This is a genomic window from Leucobacter sp. 1207-22 (assembly GCF_052850455.1).
Window position 1 is genome coordinate 105,572 of sequence record NZ_VXCR01000005.1, and the last position, 25,547, is coordinate 131,118.

The 25,547-nt window shown below is 56.1% G+C and carries 19 protein-coding genes and 2 tRNA genes; 6 read left to right on the top strand and 15 right to left on the bottom strand.

What is annotated here, in order from left to right; genetic code table 11:
* Nucleotides 1-29: 29 nt before the first annotated feature.
* The 9 genes from FW756_RS10610 to FW756_RS10650 all read right to left on the bottom strand — a co-directional run bounded on the left by FW756_RS10610 (nucleotide 30) and on the right by FW756_RS10650 (nucleotide 13,173).
* A complete protein-coding gene (locus FW756_RS10610) occupies nucleotides 30-2,048 on the bottom strand; it encodes a putative Ig domain-containing protein (protein ID WP_446430124.1) in 2,019 nt (672 codons plus the stop codon).
* Between the two features lie 177 nt (nucleotides 2,049-2,225).
* Complete coding sequence (locus FW756_RS10615; RefSeq protein ID WP_446430125.1) at nucleotides 2,226-4,394, bottom strand: Calx-beta domain-containing protein; 2,169 nt, start codon at nucleotides 4,392-4,394, stop codon at nucleotides 2,226-2,228.
* A 173-nt stretch (nucleotides 4,395-4,567) separates the two neighbouring features.
* Entirely contained in the window at nucleotides 4,568-5,785 is a 1,218-nt protein-coding gene (locus FW756_RS10620; RefSeq protein ID WP_446430126.1) for an LCP family protein, read from the bottom strand.
* 689 nt (nucleotides 5,786-6,474) lie between these two features.
* Nucleotides 6,475-6,548: transfer RNA gene (locus tag FW756_RS10625), tRNA-Met, on the bottom strand.
* Nucleotides 6,549-7,470: 922 nt separating this feature from the next.
* A complete protein-coding gene (locus FW756_RS10630; protein ID WP_446430127.1) occupies nucleotides 7,471-9,294 on the bottom strand; it encodes a DUF7507 domain-containing protein in 1,824 nt (607 codons plus the stop codon).
* 578 nt (nucleotides 9,295-9,872) lie between these two features.
* Nucleotides 9,873-10,787, bottom strand: coding sequence for a DUF4238 domain-containing protein (locus FW756_RS10635; RefSeq protein WP_446430128.1), 915 nt, complete (start codon nucleotides 10,785-10,787; stop codon nucleotides 9,873-9,875).
* Nucleotides 10,788-10,869: 82 nt separating this feature from the next.
* Entirely contained in the window at nucleotides 10,870-11,931 is a 1,062-nt protein-coding gene (locus FW756_RS10640; protein ID WP_446430129.1) for a tyrosine-type recombinase/integrase, read from the bottom strand.
* The gene (locus FW756_RS10645; protein ID WP_446430130.1) at nucleotides 11,928-12,164 is read right to left on the bottom strand and encodes a hypothetical protein; all 237 of its coding nucleotides are present in this window, start codon (nucleotides 12,162-12,164) and stop codon (nucleotides 11,928-11,930) included. The genes FW756_RS10640 and FW756_RS10645 overlap by 4 nt, the downstream gene beginning before the upstream one ends.
* A gap of 373 nt (nucleotides 12,165-12,537) precedes the next feature.
* Entirely contained in the window at nucleotides 12,538-13,173 is a 636-nt protein-coding gene (locus tag FW756_RS10650) for a recombinase family protein (protein WP_446430131.1), read from the bottom strand.
* A gap of 280 nt (nucleotides 13,174-13,453) precedes the next feature.
* Between FW756_RS10650 and FW756_RS10655 the strand changes: the two genes are divergently transcribed.
* A complete protein-coding gene (locus tag FW756_RS10655) occupies nucleotides 13,454-14,980 on the top strand; it encodes a hypothetical protein (protein WP_446430132.1) in 1,527 nt (508 codons plus the stop codon).
* Between the two features lie 166 nt (nucleotides 14,981-15,146).
* Here FW756_RS10655 and FW756_RS10660 read toward each other — a convergent pair whose 3' ends face one another.
* Nucleotides 15,147-15,728: a recombinase family protein gene (locus FW756_RS10660; protein WP_446430133.1), complete on the bottom strand. Its 582-nt coding sequence runs from the start codon at nucleotides 15,726-15,728 to the stop codon at nucleotides 15,147-15,149.
* Between the two features lie 554 nt (nucleotides 15,729-16,282).
* Nucleotides 16,283-16,552, bottom strand: a complete 270-nt coding sequence (locus FW756_RS10665) for a helix-turn-helix domain-containing protein (protein WP_446430134.1) — start codon at nucleotides 16,550-16,552, stop codon at nucleotides 16,283-16,285.
* Nucleotides 16,553-16,683: 131 nt separating this feature from the next.
* Here FW756_RS10665 and FW756_RS10670 point away from each other — a divergent pair, with 131 nt between their 5' ends.
* The 4 genes from FW756_RS10670 to FW756_RS10685 all read left to right on the top strand — a co-directional run bounded on the left by FW756_RS10670 (nucleotide 16,684) and on the right by FW756_RS10685 (nucleotide 19,448).
* Nucleotides 16,684-17,331, top strand: a complete 648-nt coding sequence (locus tag FW756_RS10670; RefSeq protein WP_446430135.1) for a DUF4282 domain-containing protein — start codon at nucleotides 16,684-16,686, stop codon at nucleotides 17,329-17,331.
* The gene (locus tag FW756_RS10675; RefSeq protein WP_446430136.1) at nucleotides 17,312-17,593 is read left to right on the top strand and encodes a DUF2510 domain-containing protein; all 282 of its coding nucleotides are present in this window, start codon (nucleotides 17,312-17,314) and stop codon (nucleotides 17,591-17,593) included. Before FW756_RS10670 ends, FW756_RS10675 begins: the two co-directional genes overlap by 20 nt.
* Entirely contained in the window at nucleotides 17,590-18,282 is a 693-nt protein-coding gene (locus FW756_RS10680; RefSeq protein ID WP_446430137.1) for a hypothetical protein, read from the top strand. The genes FW756_RS10675 and FW756_RS10680 overlap by 4 nt, the downstream gene beginning before the upstream one ends.
* A gap of 182 nt (nucleotides 18,283-18,464) precedes the next feature.
* A complete protein-coding gene (locus tag FW756_RS10685; protein ID WP_446430138.1) occupies nucleotides 18,465-19,448 on the top strand; it encodes a hypothetical protein in 984 nt (327 codons plus the stop codon).
* Between the two features lie 784 nt (nucleotides 19,449-20,232).
* Here the strand turns inward: FW756_RS10685 and FW756_RS10690 are convergent.
* The 4 genes from FW756_RS10690 to FW756_RS10705 all read right to left on the bottom strand — a co-directional run bounded on the left by FW756_RS10690 (nucleotide 20,233) and on the right by FW756_RS10705 (nucleotide 23,451).
* The gene (locus tag FW756_RS10690; RefSeq protein ID WP_446430139.1) at nucleotides 20,233-21,534 is read right to left on the bottom strand and encodes a DNA methyltransferase; all 1,302 of its coding nucleotides are present in this window, start codon (nucleotides 21,532-21,534) and stop codon (nucleotides 20,233-20,235) included.
* 95 nt (nucleotides 21,535-21,629) lie between these two features.
* Nucleotides 21,630-22,322: a hypothetical protein gene (locus FW756_RS10695; protein ID WP_446430140.1), complete on the bottom strand. Its 693-nt coding sequence runs from the start codon at nucleotides 22,320-22,322 to the stop codon at nucleotides 21,630-21,632.
* A gap of 225 nt (nucleotides 22,323-22,547) precedes the next feature.
* On the bottom strand, nucleotides 22,548-23,165 hold the full coding sequence (locus tag FW756_RS10700) for a recombinase family protein (protein ID WP_446430141.1): 618 nt from the start codon (nucleotides 23,163-23,165) through the stop codon (nucleotides 22,548-22,550).
* A 209-nt stretch (nucleotides 23,166-23,374) separates the two neighbouring features.
* Nucleotides 23,375-23,451: transfer RNA gene (locus FW756_RS10705), tRNA-Met, on the bottom strand.
* A 513-nt stretch (nucleotides 23,452-23,964) separates the two neighbouring features.
* Here FW756_RS10705 and FW756_RS10710 point away from each other — a divergent pair.
* A partial coding sequence (locus tag FW756_RS10710) for a choice-of-anchor G family protein (protein WP_446430142.1) occupies nucleotides 23,965-25,547 on the top strand: 1,583 nt, incomplete at its 3' end.

The following is a 25,547-nucleotide window of genomic DNA, read 5'->3' on the forward strand; positions in this document are numbered from 1 at the left end:
CGCACTGCCCACTTTCTCACTTCCTGGAGTTACTGCCGAAGCGCCCGTCGCCGAGCAAACAGGAGGACCGCACCGGCGGCCAGTACCAACGCACCGATAGCGATGCCAACCGTCGCATCCAACGAGCCTGTTGCGGCAAGGCCGTTTCCGTTGCCGTTGTCTCCATTGGCGGATCCGCTCGCGCTTGCACCGCTGTTGCTGCCGCCGTTCACGCTGCCCTTCGCTCCGCTGTCGGAGCTGCCGCCACTGCTTCCGTCAGATCCGCCATCAGCGTTGCCATCGCTACTGCCATCAGCGGCGCTGTCGTCGCCACCGTCATCGCTGGTCACCGTGATGGTGCCCTGCTGCGTGGCTGTACCGAACATATCCGTCACGGTCAGGGTGATCGCAAACTTCCCAACCGCCGTTGGGGTACCGGTGATCTCACCGGTTTCAGCGTTGATGGAAAGTCCGCTCGGGAGGCCCTCGGCCGACCACACGTGGTCCGGTTGAGCCGTGACGGTCGGAAGGATCGGCGTCATCGCTTCGTCCACCTTGGTGGAATGCGAGATCGCTGCAGAGGTAATCACTGGTTGCACACCGAGGATCCGCACCGCATTCGTGAAACCAGTCTGGCCCCAGAATTCATCGGTGTAGCTCATTCGATACTGCAGCGCCGCGGCACTCGCGTCCGCGGTCAGCGTGAGGGTCGTGGTGTGCTCATCCAGATCGGTCCAGGTAGTTCCGTCCGGAGAAGACTGCCAGGTCACACCACTGTCAGCGTCGGCCTTTACGCCAACAAGCTGCGCAGTAAAGGTGACAGATTCCCCCAGCCCAGCGATCTGTGCATCAACCGGCTGTGTTGTCACGCGAGGGGCCAAAATGATGCCGATGCTGTTGTCCTTGTGGTCCTTATCGCCACCGGCATTACTCACCAACAGATCACCGTTTGACGACTGCACGAGCTCGTTCGGGCCGCCCGGGGTTTCACGGAAGCTCGTTGAGCGGACCTTATTTTCAAAGTCAGCCACGACAATGAGGTTCTCCCAGTAGGAGGCAGCCCAAGCCCGATCACGATCTGGTACGGGAAGAACGTCCGCAAGCCCGTCTCCCGCGGTGATTCGGGTAATGTTCTGGCCGTCTTCCTGGCTGATCTTTGCGATCGTACGTGAGAACGCAGTTGTATACAGCGCCGTTCCCGTGCTGTCGAACGTCATGCCCTCAAACTGCCACAGGTTTGTGTTGAGGTATGGCCCACCAATGATTTCCATGGAGTCCACGTCGATGAGCGTCAGGTTCGCATCTTTGTAGCCGCCGCCGAGCCCTACAGCGACCGTAGTCCCATCTGGGCTTACCGTCAGTTGACCATTGGGGTTGATCTCAAATCTTGGGCCATCGAAGATCTCTCCAGTTCGCAGATCCATCTTGTGAAATACTGTCTCGCCCCAGTCGCTCTCAAGCATGTAGAGCCAGTTGCCGTCATCACTGATCGCAACGCGGTGGCCGTAGTCATACTCGGCCGGGTAACGTGCAATTTCAGTGTGCGTTGTCGTATCAATGACCACCACGCCATTGTCTCCGTCAAAGAAGGTGAGCACGTTGGCGTCTTTTGCCGCACGCAGGCTCCCGCCCCACCAATCGCCAGGGTCTGTCTGCATCGTCTTGATATGCATGCGCTTCGCAAGATCAAAAACGTAGATCTCATGTACGTCACCCTTGGTCCAGCTTGCATAGGCAAACTTGCCGTCAGCACTCACCGCAAGTGAGGTCGGATAAGCATCTTTCAGCTCCCCACCATCAGGGTTACCTGGCTCAATGAGTATGGGGATACGAGCCAGAATCTCGTCACTCACAGGGGCCAAATGCGGATCCTGATTGCGAAGATCCTCGAGATCTTCAGTGCCAGGCTCGACGTGGCCGGGAACCGGGTCTACCTCGGGATCATTGTGAGTCGTCGCCTGAGCGGAATACACGCCGCCCAGGACGAGCGACCCCGTAAGGGCTAGGCCGATGCCAAGCAGTAACGGATTACGACGCTTCCCTTGAATCCGCCGGGTAGTTTCTGTCACTCAAGTCCCCTTCGATCTACTGGTGTCGATTGGCGCCGCCACTGACCCACAACAATGAAAGTCAGCAACGCTACCAAAATCCTAGTGATCCACGAAGTACTTTCAAAGGAAAAACTTAGGTATCAGGACGAAACACATCAACGAGTGTCTTTCTCGCCGCTCGCCACGCGAAGCGCGCTAGGCCTGCCTCCGCCGAATACACAGCACACATGCCGCGACTGCAAGCAACATCGCTCCCACGATGCCAGCCGTAGTGCCGAAGTCACTTCCCGTATTCGCAAGGTGACCCCCAGGTGCGTTCTTGCCTCCCTCTGGGACGACACCGGGCTTTGGCCCCGGTCCCGGGGTTACTGATCCGCCGCCTTGAACGGTGATCGTACCGGTGGCCTTCGCTCGGCTGCCAAGTTCTACATGGAGGGACGGATCTGTAAGCATCAACGCGAAGTGCTTCTTGGCCGCAACCGCCTCTTCCTCGGGCGTTTTCGTTGTCACCGCGACCTGCTTTGCGGCCGTTTCACCTGCCGCCCAGACGAGTTCTGTGGCGACAGGGTCATAATCGACCCCTGCAACTGCCGTACCGTCTTGGGTACGCACCTTCACCGCAGCCTCACCGGTCCACGGGTTCTCTGCCGCATTCTCACGAGTGATGGTGAACGTCAATTCTTCACCTGCGTTGACCGCTTGATCCGCGCCAACCGAGATCACACTGTTGCGAAGCGCAGGGGTAGCCTCCGTGGCCGTGATCGTGAGCGTCCCCGTAATCGTGTTTCCAAGGCGATCAGCTGCGAGCACCTCGACCTCGAACTCACCCTGAGTCGGTGGCGTACCCGACAGCAGCCCCGTTGCGGGATCAATAGCGAGCCAGTCGGGAGCATCAGCTCCCAGCGCGTATGTGGTGACGGGGAAGCCTTCGGTCACCGTCACTTGATGGGCCAGCCGTTCACCGGCGGCTACCGGAGCTGGAGATCCGCTCGTAATGCTGCTCCAAACGATCTTCATGTCGACGTTTCCTGCAAAGGAGTTAAACCCCGCACCTTCACGGAACTTATAGTCGAGGAAGGTGTCGTTGTTCTGAATCTTCGAGAACTTCAACAGCGGAAGTTCTGGGTCTGCAACAGGCCCCCGCGGAGGCACACTGGGGTCATAGAGCGGTGGGAATGTTGTACCGTCTCGCAGTGACACCTGTCCCGCCGCGTCGACTCGAAACTCAGTTGCACCGACCGGTACATACTGCTTCGGCTCTTCAATGTGAATGTTCTGGTTCAGGAGGTTGAACGTCGAGCCAGGTGACTGCTCTGGAATTCCTACCAGACTTGAAATTCGATTGTCTGAAGCATCCAACGTGGAAATGTTCGGGCTATCTGCGAGCACGGCGAGTGACGTCGTCTGCGTATTCCGAATGTCTACCCACTGCAGATTCGGCTTATGCGCGAGTGCTGCAATGTCACCCCCGAGTGGTGCTCCACTCGCGAAGATCTGAGTGAGATTCGCGTGCCCTTCCAAGCCGTCAAGCGAAGTCAGCTTCGTGTTCGCAACCCAGACGGCCCGCAGGCTCGACGCATCAGCCAATGGCGCCAGCGAGGCGATGTTTGTGCCCGTCGCCGAAAGCGTCATCAGCGTTCGGTTATCACTGAGCGGCGTCAAGTCACTCACCCCGGTGAACTGAATCGTGAGGTCTTTCAATTCACTCATCCCCGCAAGTGCACTCAGATCGGTGATCCCGGTGTTCTCAGTGAGATCGAGTCGAGTGACGGCAGCAAGACCCCGGAGTGGCTCGAGATCACTCAACGCTGGTAGCGGTGTCAGTATGAGGGTAGAAAGCGCAGCATTGTTGGAGATACCGGAAAGGTCGCTTACCTCCGGCAGGTCAGCAAGCGTCAGCGTCTCAAGGTGGGTGGTGCCACTCAAGCCAGCAAGCCCATCATTCGTAAGGCCTACACCGTTGAGGTAGAGCGTTCGGAGCTTCGGGAGCGCCCCGAGCGCCTCAAGGTCGGATGCCTCAGTGAACTGATGCGTTGGCCCCGAAAGCGTGATGCTGAGCACGTTTGTCGCGCCCTCAAAACCAGCGAACGATGTAATACCGGGCCCTGTGCTGCACCGGAACTGCATCTTCACCTGCTTGAGATCATCGGCGGTGATTTCTTGTTGCGGATCGCGGCCACCACCAATGCTCTCGTTCACACAAGCGGCGAGACCTTCATCTTCAATCACGCCAAACGCAGCATGGGCCGGAGAAGCACTGGGTAGGAGGCTCGCCGGGGCCAACATCGCTGCGGCCACACCGGCCAACAACACTGGGCGAACCCGCCGTTGCTTCTCGCTGCTGCGTCGCAATCCGTTTGCCATTTCGCAATCACCTCTCCACGCCAAACCGCTCTGTCTAGCAAGAATCTATCTAATTGCCATGGAGATGGCTAGGGTTCAGGCGTGAGAACCGCGGCACGGACCCATTCGGAACATGCACGGCCAGGCAACGCCTTCATCTGCCGAGTTACCCAACCGCATCAGCCGACTGATCTCTACTGCCGGGTTCGACCAGCCGAGCAAGTTTCTTGAGCAGCGTTCTGACCCGTCACGTTCTCTGGCAAGAGCGGCGCAGGCGCTTCAGCACCATTTGGTTCGACTGGCGCAGGATCGGTTACTTCCGGCGAATCACCCACTGGCCCGGACTCTTCCTCTGAAGTAGATGCCCCGCCGACAGCTCCTGAGCCAATCGCCGAAATCTCAAACGGCTGACCAGCGCCAATGAGTTCGAAAAGCATGTCGGCAGATTCCTGATCCGCGATCAACCGATTCACGTCATCTGGGCGTGTAAATGTCGGGTACTGAACAAAGTTGATGTTGCCGAGATCGATCTTCGCAGCCGTTGTCGCAACCGCCTGCAAGAAGGTGACCGATGCCATGCTGCTTGACATCGTGAGGTTCTGGAAACCCGCTCGTGCGAGGGAATACAAGCTGACCGGATCACTGAGCGTTTTCTCGCTTTGCAACTGGCGCAACAGCGCTGACATGAACACTTGCTGATTGCTAATTCGGCTGACGTCGCTGCCATCACCCACGCCATATCTTGTCCGCACGAAGTTGAGTGCTTCAACGCCAGATAGCGTGACTTCGCCAGCGGGCAAGTTCAGGTTTGCATTGGGGTCAACAATTGGCTGCGCAAGGCATAATGACACACCACCGATTGAATCAGAGATCGCTATCACACCGTCGAAGTCCACCTCTGCAACGTATGGAATCTCCATTCCAGTAAGTTCAGAAATCGTTGCAGCTACGCAGCCTGGGCCACCATATTCCACAGCTGTATTGATCTGCTGCGAACTCATCGCGTCATATGTTTCACCCGACTCAGGATCGGTACAGCTTGGAATTGACACCAGCAAATCACGTGGGAAACTCACCACAGTTGCCGACTCGTGAGAAGCGGGAATATGAAGCAAGAGGTTGACGTCGTTCCGGTCGCCCTCTTCGCCATCATCCACCACAGAGTTTGGATCACGCCGATCCGACCCGACTAAGAGAATCGTGAGCTCACCATCAATGCCGTTTGCCCCTGCGGTCACCGCGGCAGCACCGGCGCCTCCGTCAAGATCAAACACTCTCGCTTCACGAGCGATCTGCCACGCCGCAAAAGCGGCAACCGCAACCAGGCTCATGCCAACGGTCAGCACCGAAGCAATCACACCCTTGAACAGGTTCTTCCATGTAGACGATCTTCGGAGGTTTCCATGACGCATGCCGCCTGTCGATTTAGACGACCTGCTGTACCGCTGGGACATGGCTTCCCTTCCAGATTGCTACAAGATGTTCACTCGATCAACGCTTACGTAGTGGTGTCACTACTGAACGCAGGAGCCCCTCATACTGTGCGCCAAGCATACCCATATTACTCTCATAGACTGATCGTTTTAGCCGCAGTCGATTTGCTCCAAATAAGCAACCCCTCCGGCTTAGGTGGTAGCGAGAAGTCGATTCAACACGAGTCTTTGGATGCCTAACGTTAGTCGTGTTCACAGAGACTCATCACTCAGCTGATCCTGTGGGCTTGGGTTCTCAGAACGTGCGCCGCCGCAAGAACGGTGCTAATACCAGCTAACGTAACGATTCAAAGTGCGCATTCCCGCCTGCGCCCGGTGGAACGATGTATCCGGCAAGAGGGCATCATGCATACATTTAGATCACTTACCAGATAACGGAAACGTGTACATAAAATGTGCACACTCTGGGTTTTGGGCAGCATTTGTGACACACCGCACACCAGCGATAGGCAAAGCATGTTCGACCACGCTCACGCGAGCGAGACCCGTGCGAGGTCCCCAAAAAGTCCACCTCTTGTCAAGGCAGGTCGGTAGCACTCAGCGCACCAGGTGACTAGCAGATACAACAAAACCCCCGGCAAGACCGGGGGTTTTCGTTGCGACTCCAGTAGCTGAGGCGGGACTCGATCCCGCGACCTCACGATTATGAGTCGTGCGCTCTAACCAGCTGAGCTACTCAGCCATACTCGATCCGAAGATCAAAAGAGTCAGAGCCCCGAGCCAGGATTGAACTGGCGACCCCTTCCTTACCATGGAAGTTGTCTTATCTCTCATCAGGCGTTTTGCTTTACTGTGGTCTGCACATTTTGCACATGACTCATATGTAGTTTTAGCTGCTCCGCGTAGCCTGTGGGGCGCATCAACGAATCGATACCCAGGAGAGGTGTCCATGCCGTGTCCATCCGGCACAAAATAGGCCCCTGAACGCACGCCGCACACCACTGACACCGACGCCGGATTAACGCCATCAATCGCTTAGGTCGGATTTAAAAGAAGCCAGCCCAGGCCTCGCTTCGTTCTTGATTGCTGGCTACACGACCAACCACGCAAGTACGCTCAAAGAAGCAGACTGAAAGGTCGGATGCGCCTTCTAAGCTCTCCGTATGGCAATTAGGAAACAAGAGCCAGAGGGTTGAGGCGCGAGGCCGTTTCACCGAGGAAGCATCAAAGCTCGTGAGACCGTCGAGCAAACGGCCTACTTTGTCCTATTAGCCGAGGTCAAACCGTAATCCAAAAAGTGCGGTGCAGAGGTCTTCAGGAAGGGTAGTAGAAATACTCTGCACCGCACCAGACTGCCAGCTTTATTGTAAAGAAGATCTGGCAGTCAACCACCGATGTTCCTGCGGAATGTTAGACGCGGGGACGTAGTTTGCATTCTGGGACGAACATCGGAAGATATTTGTCTAAATAACGAGAGAATCGCTGTATATGAAAGTTTAGCTCCTTGTTCTGCCTCGGTGCGGCCGAACAAGGAGCTAAATCTCGTGAGTCGCGGTAAGAATCCTTCTGCGGCGGTCTCGTTGGACTTGGCATGAGGAAACCAAACCTAGGATCAGAGCTCGTTCATGTGAATGGTCTCCGATCCTACGTTTAGTCCCACCGCGTTACATACGCGATCGTGTCTTCCGACGAAGCATCACTATCGCGATACCGGCAACGATCAATACCCCACCTGCAGCTACCATGATGCCGATGTTCGCAGCACCAGTATTGGCAAGGTTGGACCCTGATGGGTTTGAAGGTTTGTCAGTCCCGACGCCAGAGCCCGGTTCTGGCGTCGGTTCCGGTTCAGGTGTCGGATCCACTTCGTTAGCAATCACCGTGACCTCAGCGGAAGCAGTCTGCGCATCGGGAATAGCCACGCCAGGAGCGGGGCTTGCAACGGCGTTTGCAACGTTCACTACGCGGCCAGTAGCTACATCTTTAGTGGTGGTGCGGTAGGAAACTGGCGCATCGCAAGTCACAGTTTCACCTGCCGGCAGACTGTCGACACAAAGCCAATCATCAAAGCCGAGCAGCTCATCCTCGATGACAATATTGGACAGCAGCGTATTGCCAGTGTTGTTGACCGTGAATGCCCATTCAACCTCATCTCCCTCGGTGAACTTGGTGCCATTCGTTGCGGTCTTCTTCAACGTGAAGGAAGCTGTACCGCCGTAGGTGATTTCTGCTGCTGCATTGACCAGGCCATATGTCCAGGTGTCGAGTGAACGATCGTTACCCCAGGTGCCATTGATCGAGCCTCCCCGGTCGTTACACGTCGCTACAGTTGAGGTCCATCCCCGCTGGGCAGCATCGGCAACCGGCACTCCCTCTGCCTTGGTATCCACTTCCGATGGCGCGGGACTACATTCCTGCCCCGTCTGGATAGGGGTATCGTTCCAGTAGATCCTGTCGCTCTCGATATTAGAACCGTTGAGGCGAGTGAACTTAACACCGCCTCCCATGGTTTCAACGTCAAACAGAACAACGTGCGCTTCGGGTGCCTGAGAAACTTCTACGCGGAAACCTATTTTTGTGCCGACAGCGATGGGATCACCGTTCGCATCAAGACCGTCAAACTCGTAGCTGTCCGGGTTAGAAACCGTGTTTACGAGAATTTCGCGGTCGAGCGCCCCATCAAACCGGCCATCACCGTCGGCGTCGAGCTTGACAGTGTAGACACCAGTGTGACCGTTGAGGCTGTATGACAGTTCACCAGCGAGATTATCAGTACCAGTTGGAGTGAACTCGAGGTTCGTAACTGTTGGCTCAGTGACAGCAGGAAGTAGCCAATGTTCACTTGCGCCACCCGCGAGAGGTGAGGCCGGGGAAATAGCTGCTGTAGCAGGGAGATCAGCAGCAGGCGTCTCGAAGAACATCAAGCTTTGGCCGCCGCATGCAGCGGCATCGTCCTGGATGTCCTGGCCGAGACGTAGATCTGAGGCGTAGGTCGGTTGGCATGTGTCGCGGTCGACATTGCCAAATGCGTTCACGGCGATAACCGAGTTCCAGCCGTTGTACTGCGGCAACTCGAGGTTGTATTGGATGCCGTACTCATTGACGGTATAAAACTCAATATTTTGGTCGAAAGCACGCGTTGGTTGAATCAAATTGTAAGAAGTCACGAACACACGGCCAGAGACCTCACCCTCACCATTTGATACGTTGATCTTCCAAGGACGTGATGAGGAAGCGTAACGGTCAGAGCTTGGACCGATAGTGACGGTGTGAATGCCGGTCGATTCAGCAGTTACCTCGAGCGGCCCGACGTCGCTTGAACGGCCAGCATCGTAGAGCCCAAGGCCGCTCTTGCTGGCCATCTGGACGCCCGAGGGATCCGTCACAGTAGCGGTCGCCTGACGTGTACCGATGGTGTAGCTATCGGAGCTACTTTCGCGACCGTCAAGACGACCGGCATCGATCGTGAGGCTTTCACCCTCATTCATGTATACATAGAATGTCTGGGTTCCAAAAACGCCGGTTCCGGCGTAGTCTTGCCCGAACGTGGTTGATTGAAAATGGTGGTTCTCTTCGGCCAACGCAGGGCTTGCTGCGGTTGCGACTCCTACAAGCGCTAGTGCAGTGACCAGAAAGCCAGCACGTGCCCGTTTGGCAAAAGTTTTATTAAGGGTTAACGAAGGCATTTCTCTCACTTCGACTTATGAAACTAATCTCAGGCAATTCAAAGTGCCCGCAATTCTAGCTTCTATAAGGATACTTATTAATGCCGGAATTCAAATAGAGATTTCCAAACGGTCTCATTAGCGATACACGTACCCCTCGTACGTGAGTCCGAAGTGCCCGCCAGTCTTCACCCGGTTCGAACTTCTCAATCACCCAGAGCTTGATGGAGAGTCCAGCGACGATGGAATGAGCAAGGAACAAGGGTCTCAGGTGAGTCTCCAACCTGGTTTACTGCACCTACAGACGTTACATCCAATTGCTCATTTTGAGATGACCTCGAGCCGCAAATTCCACACAGCAGCTCCGGTCGGACGCTCATGTAATCAACAGAGCGTCTACGTCACAGAGAACGAGGAAGAGTAGAACGTACTCCCCTCGCTTCGAGAACCCAGTCCAGGAGAGGGACAAGGACTTCCTTCGGATTCGCATCACCAGGGAACGCGATGAAGGACCTCGCGTTACGGACAGTGTGCATGTTTACTGTATTTGGATCAGCACCCAAGCGTTCATTCCGGTGGTGAACACGAAGCGCCATCCTCGGGGATAAAGCTATCGTGAATCCCTCCGCGCGCGAGAACGGGACGTTGACTCCAAATCTTGCTCCCCAAACTTCCGACGGGCTGGGGGGCTTACCGAGAGCGCTGACACCATACTGAGCAGCGAACGCATCTGAGACAACAAGTTCGGGCTGTTCGAAGCGCATCACGTCCCATCGCAGCGACAATAGGTAGTGAACGAATGGTTCATAACTTTCTACTACGGAAACCGAATCATTATCCTGAACCGCCCACTTACCCAAAAGGTTCCACGGTCCCGTTCGAAGAAGGCTGGTCTGTAGTTCGAACTGAGTACTTTTGAGTTCTTCTTCGTTTGGCGCCTCGCCCAGGACGTGGGCCACTGAGCCCAGGAACGTCCTGCTCCGTGCTCTCTGGAGCGCGGCTAGCCAGGCAAGGGGCTCTTTCAATTCACGCGAAACCAAGGAAATGCTTTTGTCCTCATGGAGCTGTGTGATCGCTAAGCTTGCAGCGCCCTCCAGCTTGGCCATAGATGCTTCAAGTGTCGTCCAATCTTCACCGCCATCGGCCTTGGTCATACGATGTCCGCCATTGACATGGCCAACGTTCTTGACCGATGCCTTGTATGGAAGATTTCTATCCTGCTCGATTGGCATCACCCATAGCTGTTCGTCGGAGGAAAATTTGTTAAGCAAAAACCGAGGAACAAAGTGATGCCTCTTCGGATGCTGGTTGCTCACAAAATTAAGAGTAGCTCCACGCCAGCAGGCCTGATGCGTGCCAAGACGACCAGTCTTCTCAGCACGCACCAGACCCAATTACCTATTTGGCTGTAATTCCGAGGCGTTGGTTTTGGGCGTTGAGCATTGCGATACCCGCAGCGCTTGCCTGGTCACCAACCAGGTGCACATATTTCATTGTGGTCTCGACACGAGCATGTCCAGCCCAGCGTTGCATTAGCGGGACAGGTACCCCGGCTTCTGCCCACGCCGTAATTCCTCCGTGCCTCAGCGAGTGCAGATTCTTTCCCTGCCCGGTCTCGTCCCAGCGCAGCCGCCACTTGAAACGAGTACGCGTCAGCGCAGGAAAGAGGCGTTCCCGTTTACCCCGCCCATCCACCTTCCGTTGCAGGATCGGCAGAACCACGTTAGAGATCGGAACCCAACGAGCCTTATTCGTCTTCGTGCTCTTCGGAATAGTCTTCCCTTCTGACAGCGACCGCTGAACGAGCACGCGCGGCTGACCATCAAGCACCACATCACCGACTTCCATCGCGCGAGCCTCACCCCAGCGCAGTGCGAGGAAGTAGATCACCAACGCGACCTCAGCCATCCCCTTATCCTTATCCCTCCAAATCAGGAAGCGCTCATGGATCTCAGTGCTCAGCCACGGGATTTTCTCTGGTGACAGTTGCGCGCCAGGGATCGCCGCGGCTCGTGCAGGGTTCCGTGTGATGATCTGCCGCGTGTTCATCAAGTAGGTGAAGAACGCAGATAGAGTCGTCCGATACCGGATGATGCTTCCTTCTTTCCGCGTATGCTCTCGCGCGTCCTCGGCTAGCACCTTCTCGACGTGGTGAGTCTTCACGTCCTTCACTCGGAGGCTCAGGAACCATGTCGGAACTCGTTTGAACATATGCTTATCGGTTTCCCGTGTTGCTTCAGATACTCGGTTCATGAGTTCCCTATTTTCATGGAAATCAGCCACATACTCAGACACCTGACGACTGCCCTGACGCACATCAATACCGTCAGCACACTCTTCTAAGAGCTTCCGCTCGTATGCCTCCGCGTCACGCTTCAGATCAAACACCCTCGATCCGAGATACTCGCCGTTTTTGCGTACCATCGCCCGCCAACGGTTGCCGTGCTTCTTGACGGTCATTTAGCTGCCCCCTGCCCGCTTACGTATGCGTCAATGAGTTCGCGCGAGTAGACCCGCTTGTTCTCGGTGATCGTGAGACACGCTTTAGCGATGGGGTGATCGGGCTTGGTGAGTGCGACTCGTCGTACCGAAGTGCGGTCAACGCCAATGCGCGTCGCGGTCTCGGTCTCTGTGTATGTGCCGACTGCGACCTCCGTTGACTCCGGTGCGTGCTCTTGCCTCTCTAGAATCATTTGCGATTCTCCTTCTTGAATCTTTGACAGATGTGGCGGCTGACATCTCCCCCGGTGTGGGGTGGTGCGGGCTGCCACCTACGAGAAGCGACTCAGACACATGCGTCACAATGAGCACCGCTTCACACGCTGAGCACAATGACTGCGTCCGAAATGTCGAGCAAGACGGGAAATTCCAACGACGTCTTCCCGCTCGGACCTTCTTCTTGGTGTCCTTCTATAACCGATCCGCTTTGCTCGTCTCTGACATTGCTCGCGATAGTGCTACGCCCGAGTGGAGGTTGTGCGCCTACGTGGAAGTAATCACGTAGGCGCACAACGCTGTCCGGCTCGACGGCCTCAACTGGACCTATGCCCGAGAAGGACTTAACGCTTAGGGGTAGTTGGAATACTCTCCGTGGCGGTGGAGTGCGAGGAAGAGGGTCGCTGGCGATACCCCAAGACCTTCCGCTACCTTCTTGCGGGGAATGTGCGCCTCGATCTGCCGCTCGGCAAGTTCCACGTCCTCGATGGAGAGTGCGGGCTTGGTGGGCTCGTCTCGGCCGTGACCGAACATGTGGTTGTGCCAGATGGTTCCGGCGGTGCGGAGTGCTTGGTCTGCGTCGCGGATGTGGCTGAGTACGAACCAGTCGCGTTCCTCTGCCGTTGAGCGTTCAAGTGTCACGGGCTGGCAGATCAGCTTCTGGTCACCGAACTGCACTTCCAACCCCATCCCGGTGAGGAGCGTCAGCATGTCGATTGCATCAGCGAGGGTGGTGCCGAGGCGGTCGATAGTGGCGACTCTGATCACGTCGCCTCGCCTTGCCACAGTCAGCATTGCGTTGAGCTGTGGTTGCGAGCCGTTGATACCTGAGGTGGCGTCGATGAATAGGGTCTCGACTGTGCCGAGGAGTGCTTCCTGTGCTTCTGGTTCGGTGTCGGTGTCGTGGATACGGAGGTATCCGATCACGCGGGGCTCGCGTTCCGGCGCGTAGGTGCGGGGCATGAGTTTTGAGGCTTTAAGTGCCATTGGTTGTGGTTCCTTGATCGTTTGCCCTTGGCAGCCATGGGTTGGCTGCTTCCCAAGGGGTCTCGATCATGCCCGCGTAGCGATCCAGTCGCGACCAATCTCAACAACTTGATTAACGATCAGAAGTCACACAAACCGCAACAGGAATGCTCAGACAGCCTCTGGCCATTGGTTAGCGTCATCTGGCTGCAGGGAAGGTCCCTTGCCAATCTCGCCTTGGAGATAGTGTTCAGACAGTAGAAGCGAATTGTTGTCGTTCAGACGAAGAGGTTTTATTCTGGTGGGGACTGTAGCTAAAGACGGTAAGAGGGATCTGATTCGGTATCAGGATTTCGTTTCCATGGTGCGGCGCTATGATCGCGATCAGCTGCTCCTTTCGCTTGCGCAAGTCTCGACCCAGTGGAGGGGGCGGATCTATGACGCAGATGGCAAGATGGCTCCCTTCCGCCCGTGGGACATCGCCGGTGTGGCATCGGTAGTTATTGGGCGCGGGACGTCAGGGAAGAGGCAACCCGATGTAAGGGACCTTCGACTGCTCTGTGACGCATTCAGCCGCTTAGAACACCCTGGCGATGACATCGCAGACGACTACGCTTATCGCCTAATAAGCCGCTTTGCATATCAGCAAGTCCCATATCAGGCCGATCACTTCAATTCGCTTGCGCGCACCAGCGTTCTATTTGCACACACAAACTTTCCCGAAGGACGCAGCCCAAGGGTCATGAGTCCTGGCTGGGACAAAAGGCTATACGGCTGCTCAATTGACGTATTTCTGTCTGTTGGTTTTATGCTCCGGGCTACAGCAATGGCAAACAAGGGGTTGGCTTTTCCAATTGATTGGCTTGGAAAGACTACGGCTTTACGTGCGGCGCTTGGTGGTGATGCTGTGGTGACAGATGTCATATCAAAGCATTTCGCTGCACCTTTGGTGGAATTCAAACAGCGGAGGCGCGCACATATTGATAGATGGAACCTGACATCAGCTGAAGCGTACAGATTTGAGCCTTGGGCCGTGAACTTCCTAGCGTTCCGCCCACTCATTGGCGGTATCTATGAAGATCGGCTGATTGCACCTTGCGTTCCTGTGCTCGATCTCCGTACGTCGGCAACCAGCGTAATTCTTGATGGGATGAGGCAATGGGGTAGCGACTTCGCAAGCGACACTGGGCATCTCTTCGAGCAGTATGTTGGCAACCAACTAGCCGATCTTGCGCCGGACATCCTGGTCCCTGAAATCTCCTACCGTGAGAAAAAGCAAGAAAAGAAGTCCATCGATTGGTTCTTGGTACTCCCAGACGTCGTCTTCCTCTTCGAGTGCAAGACGCTTCGCCCAAATGCCTCATTGATGGAGGGGCAAGACAGTTTTCTGGACGAGCATGCCGTATTAAGTCAAGGGATTGACCAGCTAAACCGCACGGCAGCTCTTATCAAGGCGGACCGGCCAGAGTTCAATGAAATACCAAACGATAGGCCCCGCATAGGGATCTTGGTAACTCTAGGAGCTTTTCTCTCAGCCAACGACACGCTTGTGCGAGACCGACTCTCCACCCCTGACATTCCTACAGCCATTCTCGACATCGAACTGCTTGAGGGGTTGGTTGGTTGCTCTGAGGAAGAATTGAACGAGCTCGGAGTACGTGTCTCTGAGCATGTAAGCAGTAATAACGCGATCAATGTGTCGACGTGGCTCAACGGGACAACTAAGCGCACCAATGCGCTTCTAGAACAGGCATTTGACAAGCTCCCGGTAGTTCGAGTCTTCGAGGAGATAGTGGGCCAGAGCTGGCGCGAAGCTCAACGGGACTAGTTGCGATGACCCGTTCCAGTGGCCGCTCCATGGGTTTGGAGGCATACGCGCGTCTACTGGCCTCGCATCGGACAACTAGAGGAAAGGCCCTGGCGAGCGTAAGTCTGAGTTGATATTGATTGCAGTGTCACATGGCCCGGCCCCCTCGGCTGCTAGGTGAACTGTGCTAGCGAGCTGCGTACCGCCCCGCACCTCTTAACGCGTCATAGAGAGTCGAACGGGATACACCGAGGCGTTCGGCGACCCGCGTCTTTGGGATCTCGGCAGCAATCAATGCCTTTGCTTCCAAGATCTGTTCAGGTGAGAGCTTTGGTGCACGGTCGTACACGCCGCGCTTCTTCGCAGCCCGGATGCCTTCTACCTGTCGCTCCCGGATCAAGGCGCGCTCAAACTGGGCGATAGCACCGAGCATCGCAAGCATGAGTTGATCCATCGGAGACGCGTCCGCGCCGGGCTCAAACTTCAGTCCTTCTTTCACGAACTCCACACCGATACCCTCGCCGGTGAAGAAGTGGATCAGCTCGTGCAGGTCGTGGGTGGAGCGTGCGAGGCGGTCGATGCTCGCTACTCGGATCCGGTCGCCGGCTCTCGCGTATCCGATGAGTTCGCGCAGTTCTGGCCTGTTGGTGCTGCCGCCGGATGCATAGTCGATGAAGTTCCGGTCGGTCGGACCGATGCTCTCGACCTGCCGTTCGGGGTTCTGGTCAGTGCTGCTGACTCGTAGGTATCCGATGAGTTGACCGGCCATGTCTAGACCTCCATGCGTAAGTGTGTTTTGTAGCGGAATGCCACCCTGAACAACACACTTTCAGACAGCACGCTCACTGCCCGGCGAGGTGTACCCCGATGAACACATCCAGAAAGCTGGCGACGAATTCACCGAATAGAGCTGAAAACCTCTGTAGTAGAAGCTGAACGAGCTCTAGCTAAGCGGGTCGAGACCTTTTGAGCCCCACCGTTGAGACAGTGAAATGAGTAAGCACGACGAGCATGCTGAAGCTAACAAGGATGCTGCCGAGCGCCAGAAGCGACGTTTTCCGGCTAAAAACCACAGAAAAATCAACATGATAGGTAACCCCTGTAAGCAGGAGCTAACAAGAAAGAACTAACAACGAAGGCTGAGCATGAAATTCTCAGCACCTCCGCACCCGACCAGAAGGCCCTCAGACATAGCATCTCGCAGGTTGCCGAGGGGAGAAAGCATCAGTCGGCGGGTCAGAAATTCAAGTTTCTAATACTGCCATTCTTGTTTCTAATGCTGACATCTCAGCACCTGGAATCGATGGAAGCCATGGTGTTCACTCAATTCACTGGGTCACTTTGCGTGCCAGTCTCATCGATACCCCAGATTGGGGCAGTGAGTTCGTCAACCGAGATGTTCAGAGCCCTTGCTAGCCGTACCCAGGTTTCGATACTGCCCCTCGTCTTGCCGCTGCCAATATCAAGGATCGCCTGTCGGCTGACTCCGGAGAGTGCAGCCAACTCTTCCTGAGTGACTTTTCGCTGCTCGCGGGCACGCGCAATGACAAATCGTAGTTGCGTGAAATCTGGGTCTGGAATCGGAGTCTGCACCAGAACAACCGAACCTCAGCACGGGGTGACAACACTGCCAGAGCTTTCGTGCATAAACCTGATAATGTTCTGTGCGTGCGCAGTGCCTATTGCGCCAGCTCACGCACGTTTCCGAGCTACAAGGACAGCAAATGACCAGTGAACAACCTGCCTTGCCGCCTGCTGGGTGGCATCCCGACCCAACAGCGAGCGGTCGACTCCGCCATTGGAACGGCACCGCCTGGACTGAGGAAGTCCGGCCTGTAATACCGAAGCTTGGGAGCGATACCCCGACAAACAACGCCGGACCTGAGCAGTCAACACCCGCGCCGGAACCTTCCAGGCAGGCCGCACCGTCCACCCCGCCTGGCCCAAGTTCGCTGTCGCGTGGTCCGGTTCCGCCTGCTTCGATGCGTCCACAGCCGGTGCCGCAGCGTCCGAATCGTGAGACGGGGTTCTTCAGGAGCTTGTTCGATCTGTCGTTCGCGTCAGATCGTGTGGTGACGGTCTCGTTTGCCAGGTTCATCTATTTACTGGTGTCGATCCTGTCGGTGTTGTGGTGGCTTGTCGGCACGATTCTCTTGTTCACGGTCGGTGGGCAAAGTTCCGACCTTCAGTTCCTGCAAGGCATCGGTGTGCTCCAGCTCGTGCTTGGCCCGGTCGGGGTGCTGTTGACCATCATGTTCTGCCGGGTCGCGCTTGAAGTCACTATCGCGCAGATTCGCACGTCGCAGCACACCGCGAAACTCGTACACCTCACCCAGTTCTCAGGAGGTGGGGATGTTCAACACCGGAAGTGAAAGCATGAGCGGTAGCGGTCCGGGTTCGATTCTTTGGCTCATTGTTCTTGTCCCCTTGCTCGTGATCGCCATAGTGGTGTTCGTGATCGTCTACCTCTCTATACGAGGGAAGAACCGACAGCGCGAGGCAGAACTTCTCGATACCCCTGCAGGCTGGTATCCAGACCCCACAAATCTGAGCATTGAGCGGTACTGGGACGGATCGGCGTGGACCGAACACGAGCGTGCAGCGATACCCGAGGATCCCACGGTGATTTCATGACTTATCCAGAAAACACCAGCCCGGATCTCTCACAACTCCCACCGCCCCAAACCACAGGCGCAAGCTCACCGCCCACACCGGACCTGTCTGAGTTACCCCCACCGACCGCATCGGCGGTTCGTGAGCCCACGAAGCGGCCCCGCCGTCGCTGGCTCATCATCACTGGCGCTGTAACAGCCGTACTGATTGGGGTGATCGTCGCGCTGTCAGCAGCCGGATTGTTTACCACTGCACCAGTCACAGCCAAAGAGCCAGCACCTGAAGCGCCTGTGCAGGAGCATCCACGAGAGCCGCAACCGGTCGCGGAAGAACCAGACAAGAACTCCTCAGAGTCGGGCCTGGAATCGGGGTTGCAGCGTGATCTTCCAGGTAGCGGGGCAGCACCGATACCCGAGCAGGCTGGAAAGGCGTGTGTCTTCGGGACCACGAAAGAGGTGGAGTTCTACCTGTTCCAAAACGCTGACAACCCGACCGGTGACTGGATCTATGTCGGAGGAAACAGTGATCTTGGCTACCTCGAACTCCCAGCAGTACCCGTTACTTCTGCAGGCGGCGGAGTTTCAGGACACCGTATGACCAACACTGACGGCACAACCTATTTCCTCAACGGGCACGAACTCATCGTCACTCCCGCTACTGGTGAAGGGTTCAACCAAATCGTTCGCAGCTGGGAACACTACGGCTGCTAGCTCTTCTCTTGAACGGATCAACCATGCACACCCCCGATACCACACACACGCCAGACCTGTCACAACTCCCACCACCCCCTCAAGCCAGCACGCCCCCACACTCGGCACCCACAGAAACCATTCCGGAGCCTGAAGTGGCTAAGTCGCTAAGCGATTCGGATTCCCCGAGGAAGAAGCGGCGAGTGTGGGTGTGGATCATCGCAGTCGTGGTGCTAGTTCTTGGCGGGGGTACTGCCGGGTATCTGGTGGTGCAGCAGTCTGTCGCGCACGAGACAGCGCTCACCAAACATGCTGACGCGATCACCGCATACGAAACCGCATGGACGGAGTTTGAACGACAGAACACCGATACCCGAGACGATCACGCGGCCATGTCTGCGACCTCGCTCGACAACCTCGAAGCCGTGAACGACACATTCAAAGCCGCAACAAGCGCAGCCGATGCGCTCGCACACATCGACTTCACAAAAGCGAACCCTGACACGAGCAACGAACAGCTCGGCAACGATACCCAGCGCATCCAGAAAGCCACCCACGAAGTCGAACAAGTCACTCAACAGCTGGCTGACGCATCAGCGTTCTTCCTCGATAGTCACCGGCAGACCGCAGCACAGTCACTCACGACCCAGATCGAGAAGGCCGAGCAAGTACTCGACGCCTCCCGAGAGAATGGTGACGCTGAACTCGTCACCCAGCTTGAACAAGCAATCAGCAATGCCCAAACCCTCACGGAAGACCCGAAAGCGCATCCGACCGACCTACGGCACACGATGGAAGGACTCGTTACCCTCACCGGGCAGGTGAAGGATTCAGTAGGACCCCGGCCGGACTCGGTTACGGGCGATTGGGTCATGCATCTCTCCACCGGGGGCAACCGGCTTGAGATGACCTCCAGCTCCTACAGTTACGACTCGGGCCGCAAGGCAGGCAGTATCGAGTTCATCGATACCCCCACCGCCGACCAGTTCGGGAGTCGCATCATCGACTCCAATACCGACTGTTTCTTCTTCACCGACAAAGGAGCTGCAGACCCTAGGCGTAACTTCTTCGTCTACTGCCCGATCGGCGCGGGGAACGAACCCCAGTCCGATCTTGTTCCGGGCTCTGATGTTGAACGGTTGGACTGGTACGACGGGCATCAGGTAACTACCTTCGTTCGAGGATAAGGAACAGCTCTCACTCGCCCATCTCAGCGATACCCCAGGCGGCGGTGGCGGTTCAATCTCCAGTTGGTACTCACCCCGGTTCGCTCACCGAGTCGCACCAGATTCGATTCGGCGACTAACGGGGAGAATCACGGCCAGCCAGAGGACGGTCAACAATTGCCCGATTCCTATCCACCCCTCCTTTATTCATTTCTGTCATAGCTCCCGTCGCCCTACCTTTCTAAGAGAGACTGCCTCACGATACTCAGTCTGAATCCGTAACAGACCAATATTTAGCGCGATAGCGCGGGTGCCCAGAAAACCCGGGTAGTCAGCCGCGCCAACGCCGCGATTGGGTGTGCACCACAAAAACCAACCGCGCGATTTTACCCCGGAGTAACGTGTTCAAGCCAACTCAGGTGCCCGTCCCCCATCCAGCCAACTTCACCGAGCACCCAGCCAGCCGACGACAGCACGCGCGAAACGCCGCCACAAGCGACGAAGCCAACGACATGGCGGTATATACCAGAAAGACTTGCAAAGCCGCGAGAGATGCCTTGTCGCGCGATTGAGGACGATGCACAGGTGCACTGAAGCTGCGTGAGTAGCAAGAATGGCCATTGAGCGCCTGACAGGCAATGTGACCCGACCTCACAATTCCCTCAAATTCACGATCAAAAAACAACATAGCCTTATTAAAGAGAGTCAAGATATCAACATTTAGATTGCTGATTTATTGCCAGACTTGCACCACTGGGTCTTTTCACCTTCACCTAAACCGACTTCGCACATTGCTTGACAAGGTTTACCGGGCGAGGGTATGAGGTTTGTAGAAGTGTAGGAGGGGTTCAGACTTCTTCGCGGGTGCGAGCTGCAAGATACCTCGAGTAGCGTTGTTCGCCTTGTTTTGCAGTGCGGTTTTTGCATCGGCGGTGAGTTCGAGGGAATCTTGACGGATGAAACGGAAACCGCGCGAGATACTCTCGCTCACCCATCGGTCAACGTAGTTCACTCGCTGCATCTCCCGGCTCCCCTTCCCGCCGTTGCCTCCTGTCGCCACCTCAATGTCGAAATCTGCGATATTCACCGCGTATCTGGCTCCAGGCTTTAACGCCCGGAATACCTGGTCGATAGTGCCGACCACATAATTGTCGAACCACTCTTCCAAGCTCTGCTTCTTATCGGTGGTCTCGTACCATTCCAGATTCCAATACGGTGGCGACGTAAACGCGAAATCGACCTCAGACACCAGTCCAATATCTTTCTCGGACCCGGCTTTATGGAGTTCGTAACTGTGCCGCCTTCCGGTCACAGATTCGATAAGCTCCCCGAGCTTGCCCAGATTGTGGAACGTCTCACTCGCTGGATCGGTCCCCACGTATGTGAGTTGCTTTGGGGAAGTCAGCGCGCCGAGCATCCTGCCCCCGAATCCGCAGCTCATATCCCACACCACCCCGCCTTCTGGTGCCCACCTACGGTAGATCTCTTGTGCAGCCATCGGGTAGAAGTTCGTCGGTTGCGGTTTCCCATTGCGCACCCGGCCTCTCAACGATGTGATGTTCTTCGGCAGTCCAGTTCGCTGCAAGGTCTTCACAAGCACCTGGTTCCCCGGCTCGTGTATCTGTTGAAACTGTTGAAACCAGGTCTTCCCACCACCTTTCCTGCCGACATCGAAAAGTTGAGGGAACATCCACCGGCACAAATCCGCACCTTCTGTGTGCGCCGACGACACAATTGCATAATTGTCACTCGGCGACCCTGCCTTCTTTTTGGTTCTACGATCGATACCCAGACCGTGTTCCACGCATTTCAGCACTTCGAGTTCAGCACCAGCGGTCGAGTAGTAGATGATCGGGAAAATATTCCGTTCCCTCACCAGCGCCACGGCTTCCTCTGCAACAGCCTGAATCTGCGCCCGGTACCCTTCGGCTCGGACATCAGCAGCCGCAAACACCTCAGCTTCAGGGAAGTTACTTCTACGCTCAGCACTCGAAATGTCAGTTTCAGTTTTCACTCCCGCGCGGGCTGCCAACTCTCTGTCTTTGAGCGCCTGCCAGAGTTCCTCGGAATCTTCGTACCCGGTCGAAGTAAGCTCTGTCTCTGGCACCGTGTACGCCCATTCGAGCACGCCATTTTCTGACTCGGGCGCCCAGCTGTAGTCACGCTTCATCGGTACCCATCCCGCTGCGCTGTGTTCTCCGATCACGTCGCCAGTACCTTTTGCGTCGCCGTTCTTCTCGCCTCCGCACGGCTCAGTCCGTGGAACGTCTGCATCTGTCGATACGACTGTTCCCCCGCCTCACGTAACACCTCTTCGCTGTGTCCCTGGTCAAGCCATTGCCGGACTTCATCGACATGCGGCCACCCCTCGAACAGGTTCACCATGCGAAGCTTCACCCGCACATGCAACGGGTTCAAGTACCGTTCAACGACATGACCGCCGAGCCGGTCAGCCAACGCGGCCATCACCTTGGTCTCAACGGTACTGCTCTGCATCTCCTCACGCGACGATGCAAAGTCGGCTTTCTCCGCGGCCGCGTTCCTCTGTGCTTTCCAAGCATCACGACAGCTCCTGGCTTCCTCATCGATGTCAGCGACCCGGCGAGAGAGTACCCAACCGGCCTCATACTGCCGATCAACTTCGATCAGCCACATCGGAGAAGGAAGCCCCAAATTTATCGCTCCGTGAAGCATATGTTGCTTCGGGAACCGCACCACCGCCACCGTCGTCGCAGCCGCCAGCACCTCAGCCGTGGCGTTCAACCGCCGCTCTTGCTCAAGTTTCATGATCGTACTGACCTTGACTGAACCATCAGCCTGCCACTCCGGACGCGGATCATGCGCCCAAACCGCCCACATCTCCGCGTCAGAATAGGGCGCGTTGATCGGCATCATGCACCGTTGCAGACCTCGCAGAATCATCTCCTGGCCCTCAGAACGAAGCTTCGCTTCCGACACATTGCGATACCCGAAATCGAAGCGATAGAAGCAGCCATCCAGGTACACGGCATCATTCCCAAACAGCTTCATCCCATCCCTTTCGCGCGACAGACGCAGAAAGACCCGCCCTGCTCAGCACCATCAGCACCTAACAGGGCGGGTCATTCGCTCCTTCCGAGGCTACATCTTCAGATACGTCGCGTACTCGTTATCGCGTCGCATCGCTTTGAACAGCTCCACCACGCATACCCGCAAGGAGGTAGCAATTCGCGCGAGCGGCAGCCCAGCGGCGAGCTGCTGCTCAGCGCCCAACACTTGCTCCAACGTCAACAACGGCAGAGTCTCCTGAGCAGCCACGAAATCAAATGCGAAACCGCGCGGCCCACGATTTGTCGTCGCCCGCTCAAGCTCGGCCATACGCCCAATCAGTTCAAGGGTTTCGTCTAGTGCCGGTACATTCCACGGGTTCTTCCGCTTCGCCGCACTCCCTTCCGAATCCGTCGCAGGCTTCAAGATGAATGCATCATCCAACGCCTCAAACCCGACCCCACGCGCCTTCAGGAATTTCAGAAGATCGTAGAAATCGGACACGGAATCCGCGATCCGGTCGATACTATCCACATAAATAAAGTCACCCGCCTGAGTCTCTGCGAGCAGCCGGTTCAGGTTGACTCTCGCAGTGTCATTCCGTGGTCCGTAATCACAAACAATCGTCGCCGAGCCAAATGTTTCCACACGTCGGTCGAGGTTCTCGTCGCTGTAGTCAAGGTGCATGTAACCGTAAACCTGATGAGTCATCACGACCCGCCTTTCGTCTCATTTTCATACGACATGATGCCGCCGAGAACAAACCCACGATCCGGCAAACAGTTCTAAAACGTTTCCCAGGCGGACTCGTGCAAGAAATACACAGACGCTGTATTCCGCCAGCCATTCTGAAAACGCAACATCAGCACACGCGCATCAACGCTGCCGGAACCACCATCAGCAGGGGTTTTGTGTGGCTCTGGTAGCTGAGGCGGGACTCGATCCCGCGACCTCACGATTATGCGTCGTGCGCTCTAACCAGCTGAGCTACTCGGCCCGAAGACCAAAGAATCATAGCCCCGAACCAGGATTGAACTGGCAACCCCTTCCTATAGAGAGAACTGACGTCGAAGTCCCCAACTTGGAAAGACTCTTTACGTGCAGCTCCAGGCCATAGAAGTGTTTGCTGCCAGTAGTAACAGTTCTTAAGTAAAGGTTTGTTAACGTTTCAGCGCTTGCGCTTACATCCCCGGTTCGCAACATCCCATATAGGCCTTGGCTTTTACAGATACCCCACAAGGAAAACGCGTATTTCAGGCAAAACAATCCATTGTTTTGCGCACATTCACTACATATGCTGACGACGGCTGCTGCCAGTCAAAACTTAATGTGTGTTTCATGCGGGTTGGGGAGTATTTAGAAGCCTCAGGCACAGCTACCTGCAGCACGCACCACATTAGAGAGGGATATCTTGCAGAATCTCAATGATGCGGTTTTACGCCGAAGAAAGAGCGTGCGCGGCGTTGCTGTCGGCACAGCAATAGCAATGGCATTTGCGCCTACTCTGTTTATGTCACAGACGGCTTTCGCAGCCGACGCTGACCCGACTGCTCCTTCAGCTGCCCAAGGCCAGCTAATCAACATTGATGCGTTGACAGCCGACTTGGCATCGCTCGCATTCACACAGACAAGCTACCCGGCTGACGTTGGCCCAGACACCGGTCAGCTCGACTTGGGGCTCCTTCAAAACGAAACGATCAGTCTGGGCAACGGTATTCAGCTACCCCTTCTGAAGAACCCTTCTACGGGCAAGGGGCTCATCACGCTCGGTCAGTTAGGTGCGGCTAGTAGTTATAGCGAATCGACCAGCAACACCTCCTCGAAGGCTTCGTCAGGCGTCCTCGGAGAAGGCGGAGCAATCGCCGTCAGCCCCAATACCGGTACCGGCACTGATCCGGCGTACATTGACTTGACGGAATTGTTCGACCAGCTCAGCGTCAGCGGGCTCACAGACACACTCCTAGACCAGGCTCGCCTTGAAGTAGGTGGCATCGCTACCGCTGCTGAGAGCACAAACGACGTTGTCACAAGCGAGTATGTGCTCGCGGGGGCGACTCTGAAGCTTCGCAGTCCTGCAATTGGTGAGCTCGCAACAGGGCTTGGCTCGGTTGTGCAGACAGCAGTGCAGCCCGTTAGCGATTTGGTCGCTCCCGGCGGCGCTCTTGCAGGTTTGCTCAATACCGTTAAGGGCACGGTAAATTCTCTTAGCCTCGGTGGCCTCGGCGTCAAGGTAAATAGTGCCGAGGTTTCGATCGCTGGCGTTGACGATGTCGGTGACACTGTAGTAAATCAACTTATTAGCACCCCGATCGCCAACAACAGCGGGTCGGTATCGATCGACCTTGGTACCGGTGAGATTACCCTCGATATCGCAAAGCTAATCCAGGAAGCGGATGGCTCTGACATCAACAATTTGCCCGCCAATTACAATGTGGTATCGGCCGATTTCGTGCAGGCAATCGTTCAGGGAATCACAGACTCACTCGCTGGCATCACCACCAAGGTGACGACAATCTTGGAGTCGGTACTCGATAATCTTGCAGTAAAATTGCATCTTGATGTTTCGGCGCTTTGCGTACCTCTTACCGGTATTTGCACTGCTCACGGTGCGGTAAACATCGACGGTTCCCTTGCACAATTCGCTGGCACGGATAGCGCCGCGCCTGGAGTTACCACTACGCTCTCACTTGTTGGCATTGACCTCGGACTTCTGCTGAACCCGGTCATCGCGGTTGTAGTTGACACCATCGCTAGCGTTACAGGCCCAGCGGTTCTGGGCGTTCTTGACACTGTTTCTGCTGGCCTTGGCAACGTAGTCAACCCGCTTGTTGAGGCAGTAACCGCCCCACTTGAGCCGGTACTGCGTGGTGTCCTCGATCAGCTCGTTACACTGCGCATTAACGAACAACCTACTGAGCTGTCGCCAGCTCAGGAGGGTGATCTTGGTGCTGGTAGCTTCACCGTCCGCGCTATTTCTCTAGGACTACTGCCTGATGCTCTTGGAGGCGATGGCGTGGCAAAGGTCTCACTCGCGTCATCGACGGTGCGTTCGGCCGCTTCCGATGACGGCACAGCGGAGGCAAAGGCAGACGC

Bases quoted from the DNA above. Each gene is read 5' to 3' on its own strand.
- FW756_RS10615 (WP_446430125.1), bottom strand. From the start codon at position 4,394: ATGGCAAACGGATTGCGACGCAGCAGCGAGAAGCAACGGCGGGTTCGC.
- FW756_RS10620 (WP_446430126.1), bottom strand. From the start codon at position 5,785: ATGCGTCATGGAAACCTCCGAAGATCGTCTACATGGAAGAACCTGTTC.
- FW756_RS10630 (WP_446430127.1), bottom strand. From the start codon at position 9,294: ATGAATGAGGGTGAAAGCCTCACGATCGATGCCGGTCGTCTTGACGGT.
- FW756_RS10640 (WP_446430129.1), bottom strand. From the start codon at position 11,931: ATGACCGTCAAGAAGCACGGCAACCGTTGGCGGGCGATGGTACGCAAA.
- FW756_RS10645 (WP_446430130.1), bottom strand. From the start codon at position 12,164: ATGATTCTAGAGAGGCAAGAGCACGCACCGGAGTCAACGGAGGTCGCA.
- FW756_RS10650 (WP_446430131.1), bottom strand. From the start codon at position 13,173: ATGGCACTTAAAGCCTCAAAACTCATGCCCCGCACCTACGCGCCGGAA.
- FW756_RS10660 (WP_446430133.1), bottom strand. From the start codon at position 15,728: ATGGCCGGTCAACTCATCGGATACCTACGAGTCAGCAGCACTGACCAG.
- FW756_RS10670 (WP_446430135.1), top strand. From the start codon at position 16,684: ATGACCAGTGAACAACCTGCCTTGCCGCCTGCTGGGTGGCATCCCGAC.
- FW756_RS10675 (WP_446430136.1), top strand. From the start codon at position 17,312: ATGTTCAACACCGGAAGTGAAAGCATGAGCGGTAGCGGTCCGGGTTCG.
- FW756_RS10680 (WP_446430137.1), top strand. From the start codon at position 17,590: ATGACTTATCCAGAAAACACCAGCCCGGATCTCTCACAACTCCCACCG.
- FW756_RS10695 (WP_446430140.1), bottom strand. From the start codon at position 22,322: ATGATGCCGATCAACGCGCCCTATTCTGACGCGGAGATGTGGGCGGTT.
- FW756_RS10700 (WP_446430141.1), bottom strand. From the start codon at position 23,165: ATGACTCATCAGGTTTACGGTTACATGCACCTTGACTACAGCGACGAG.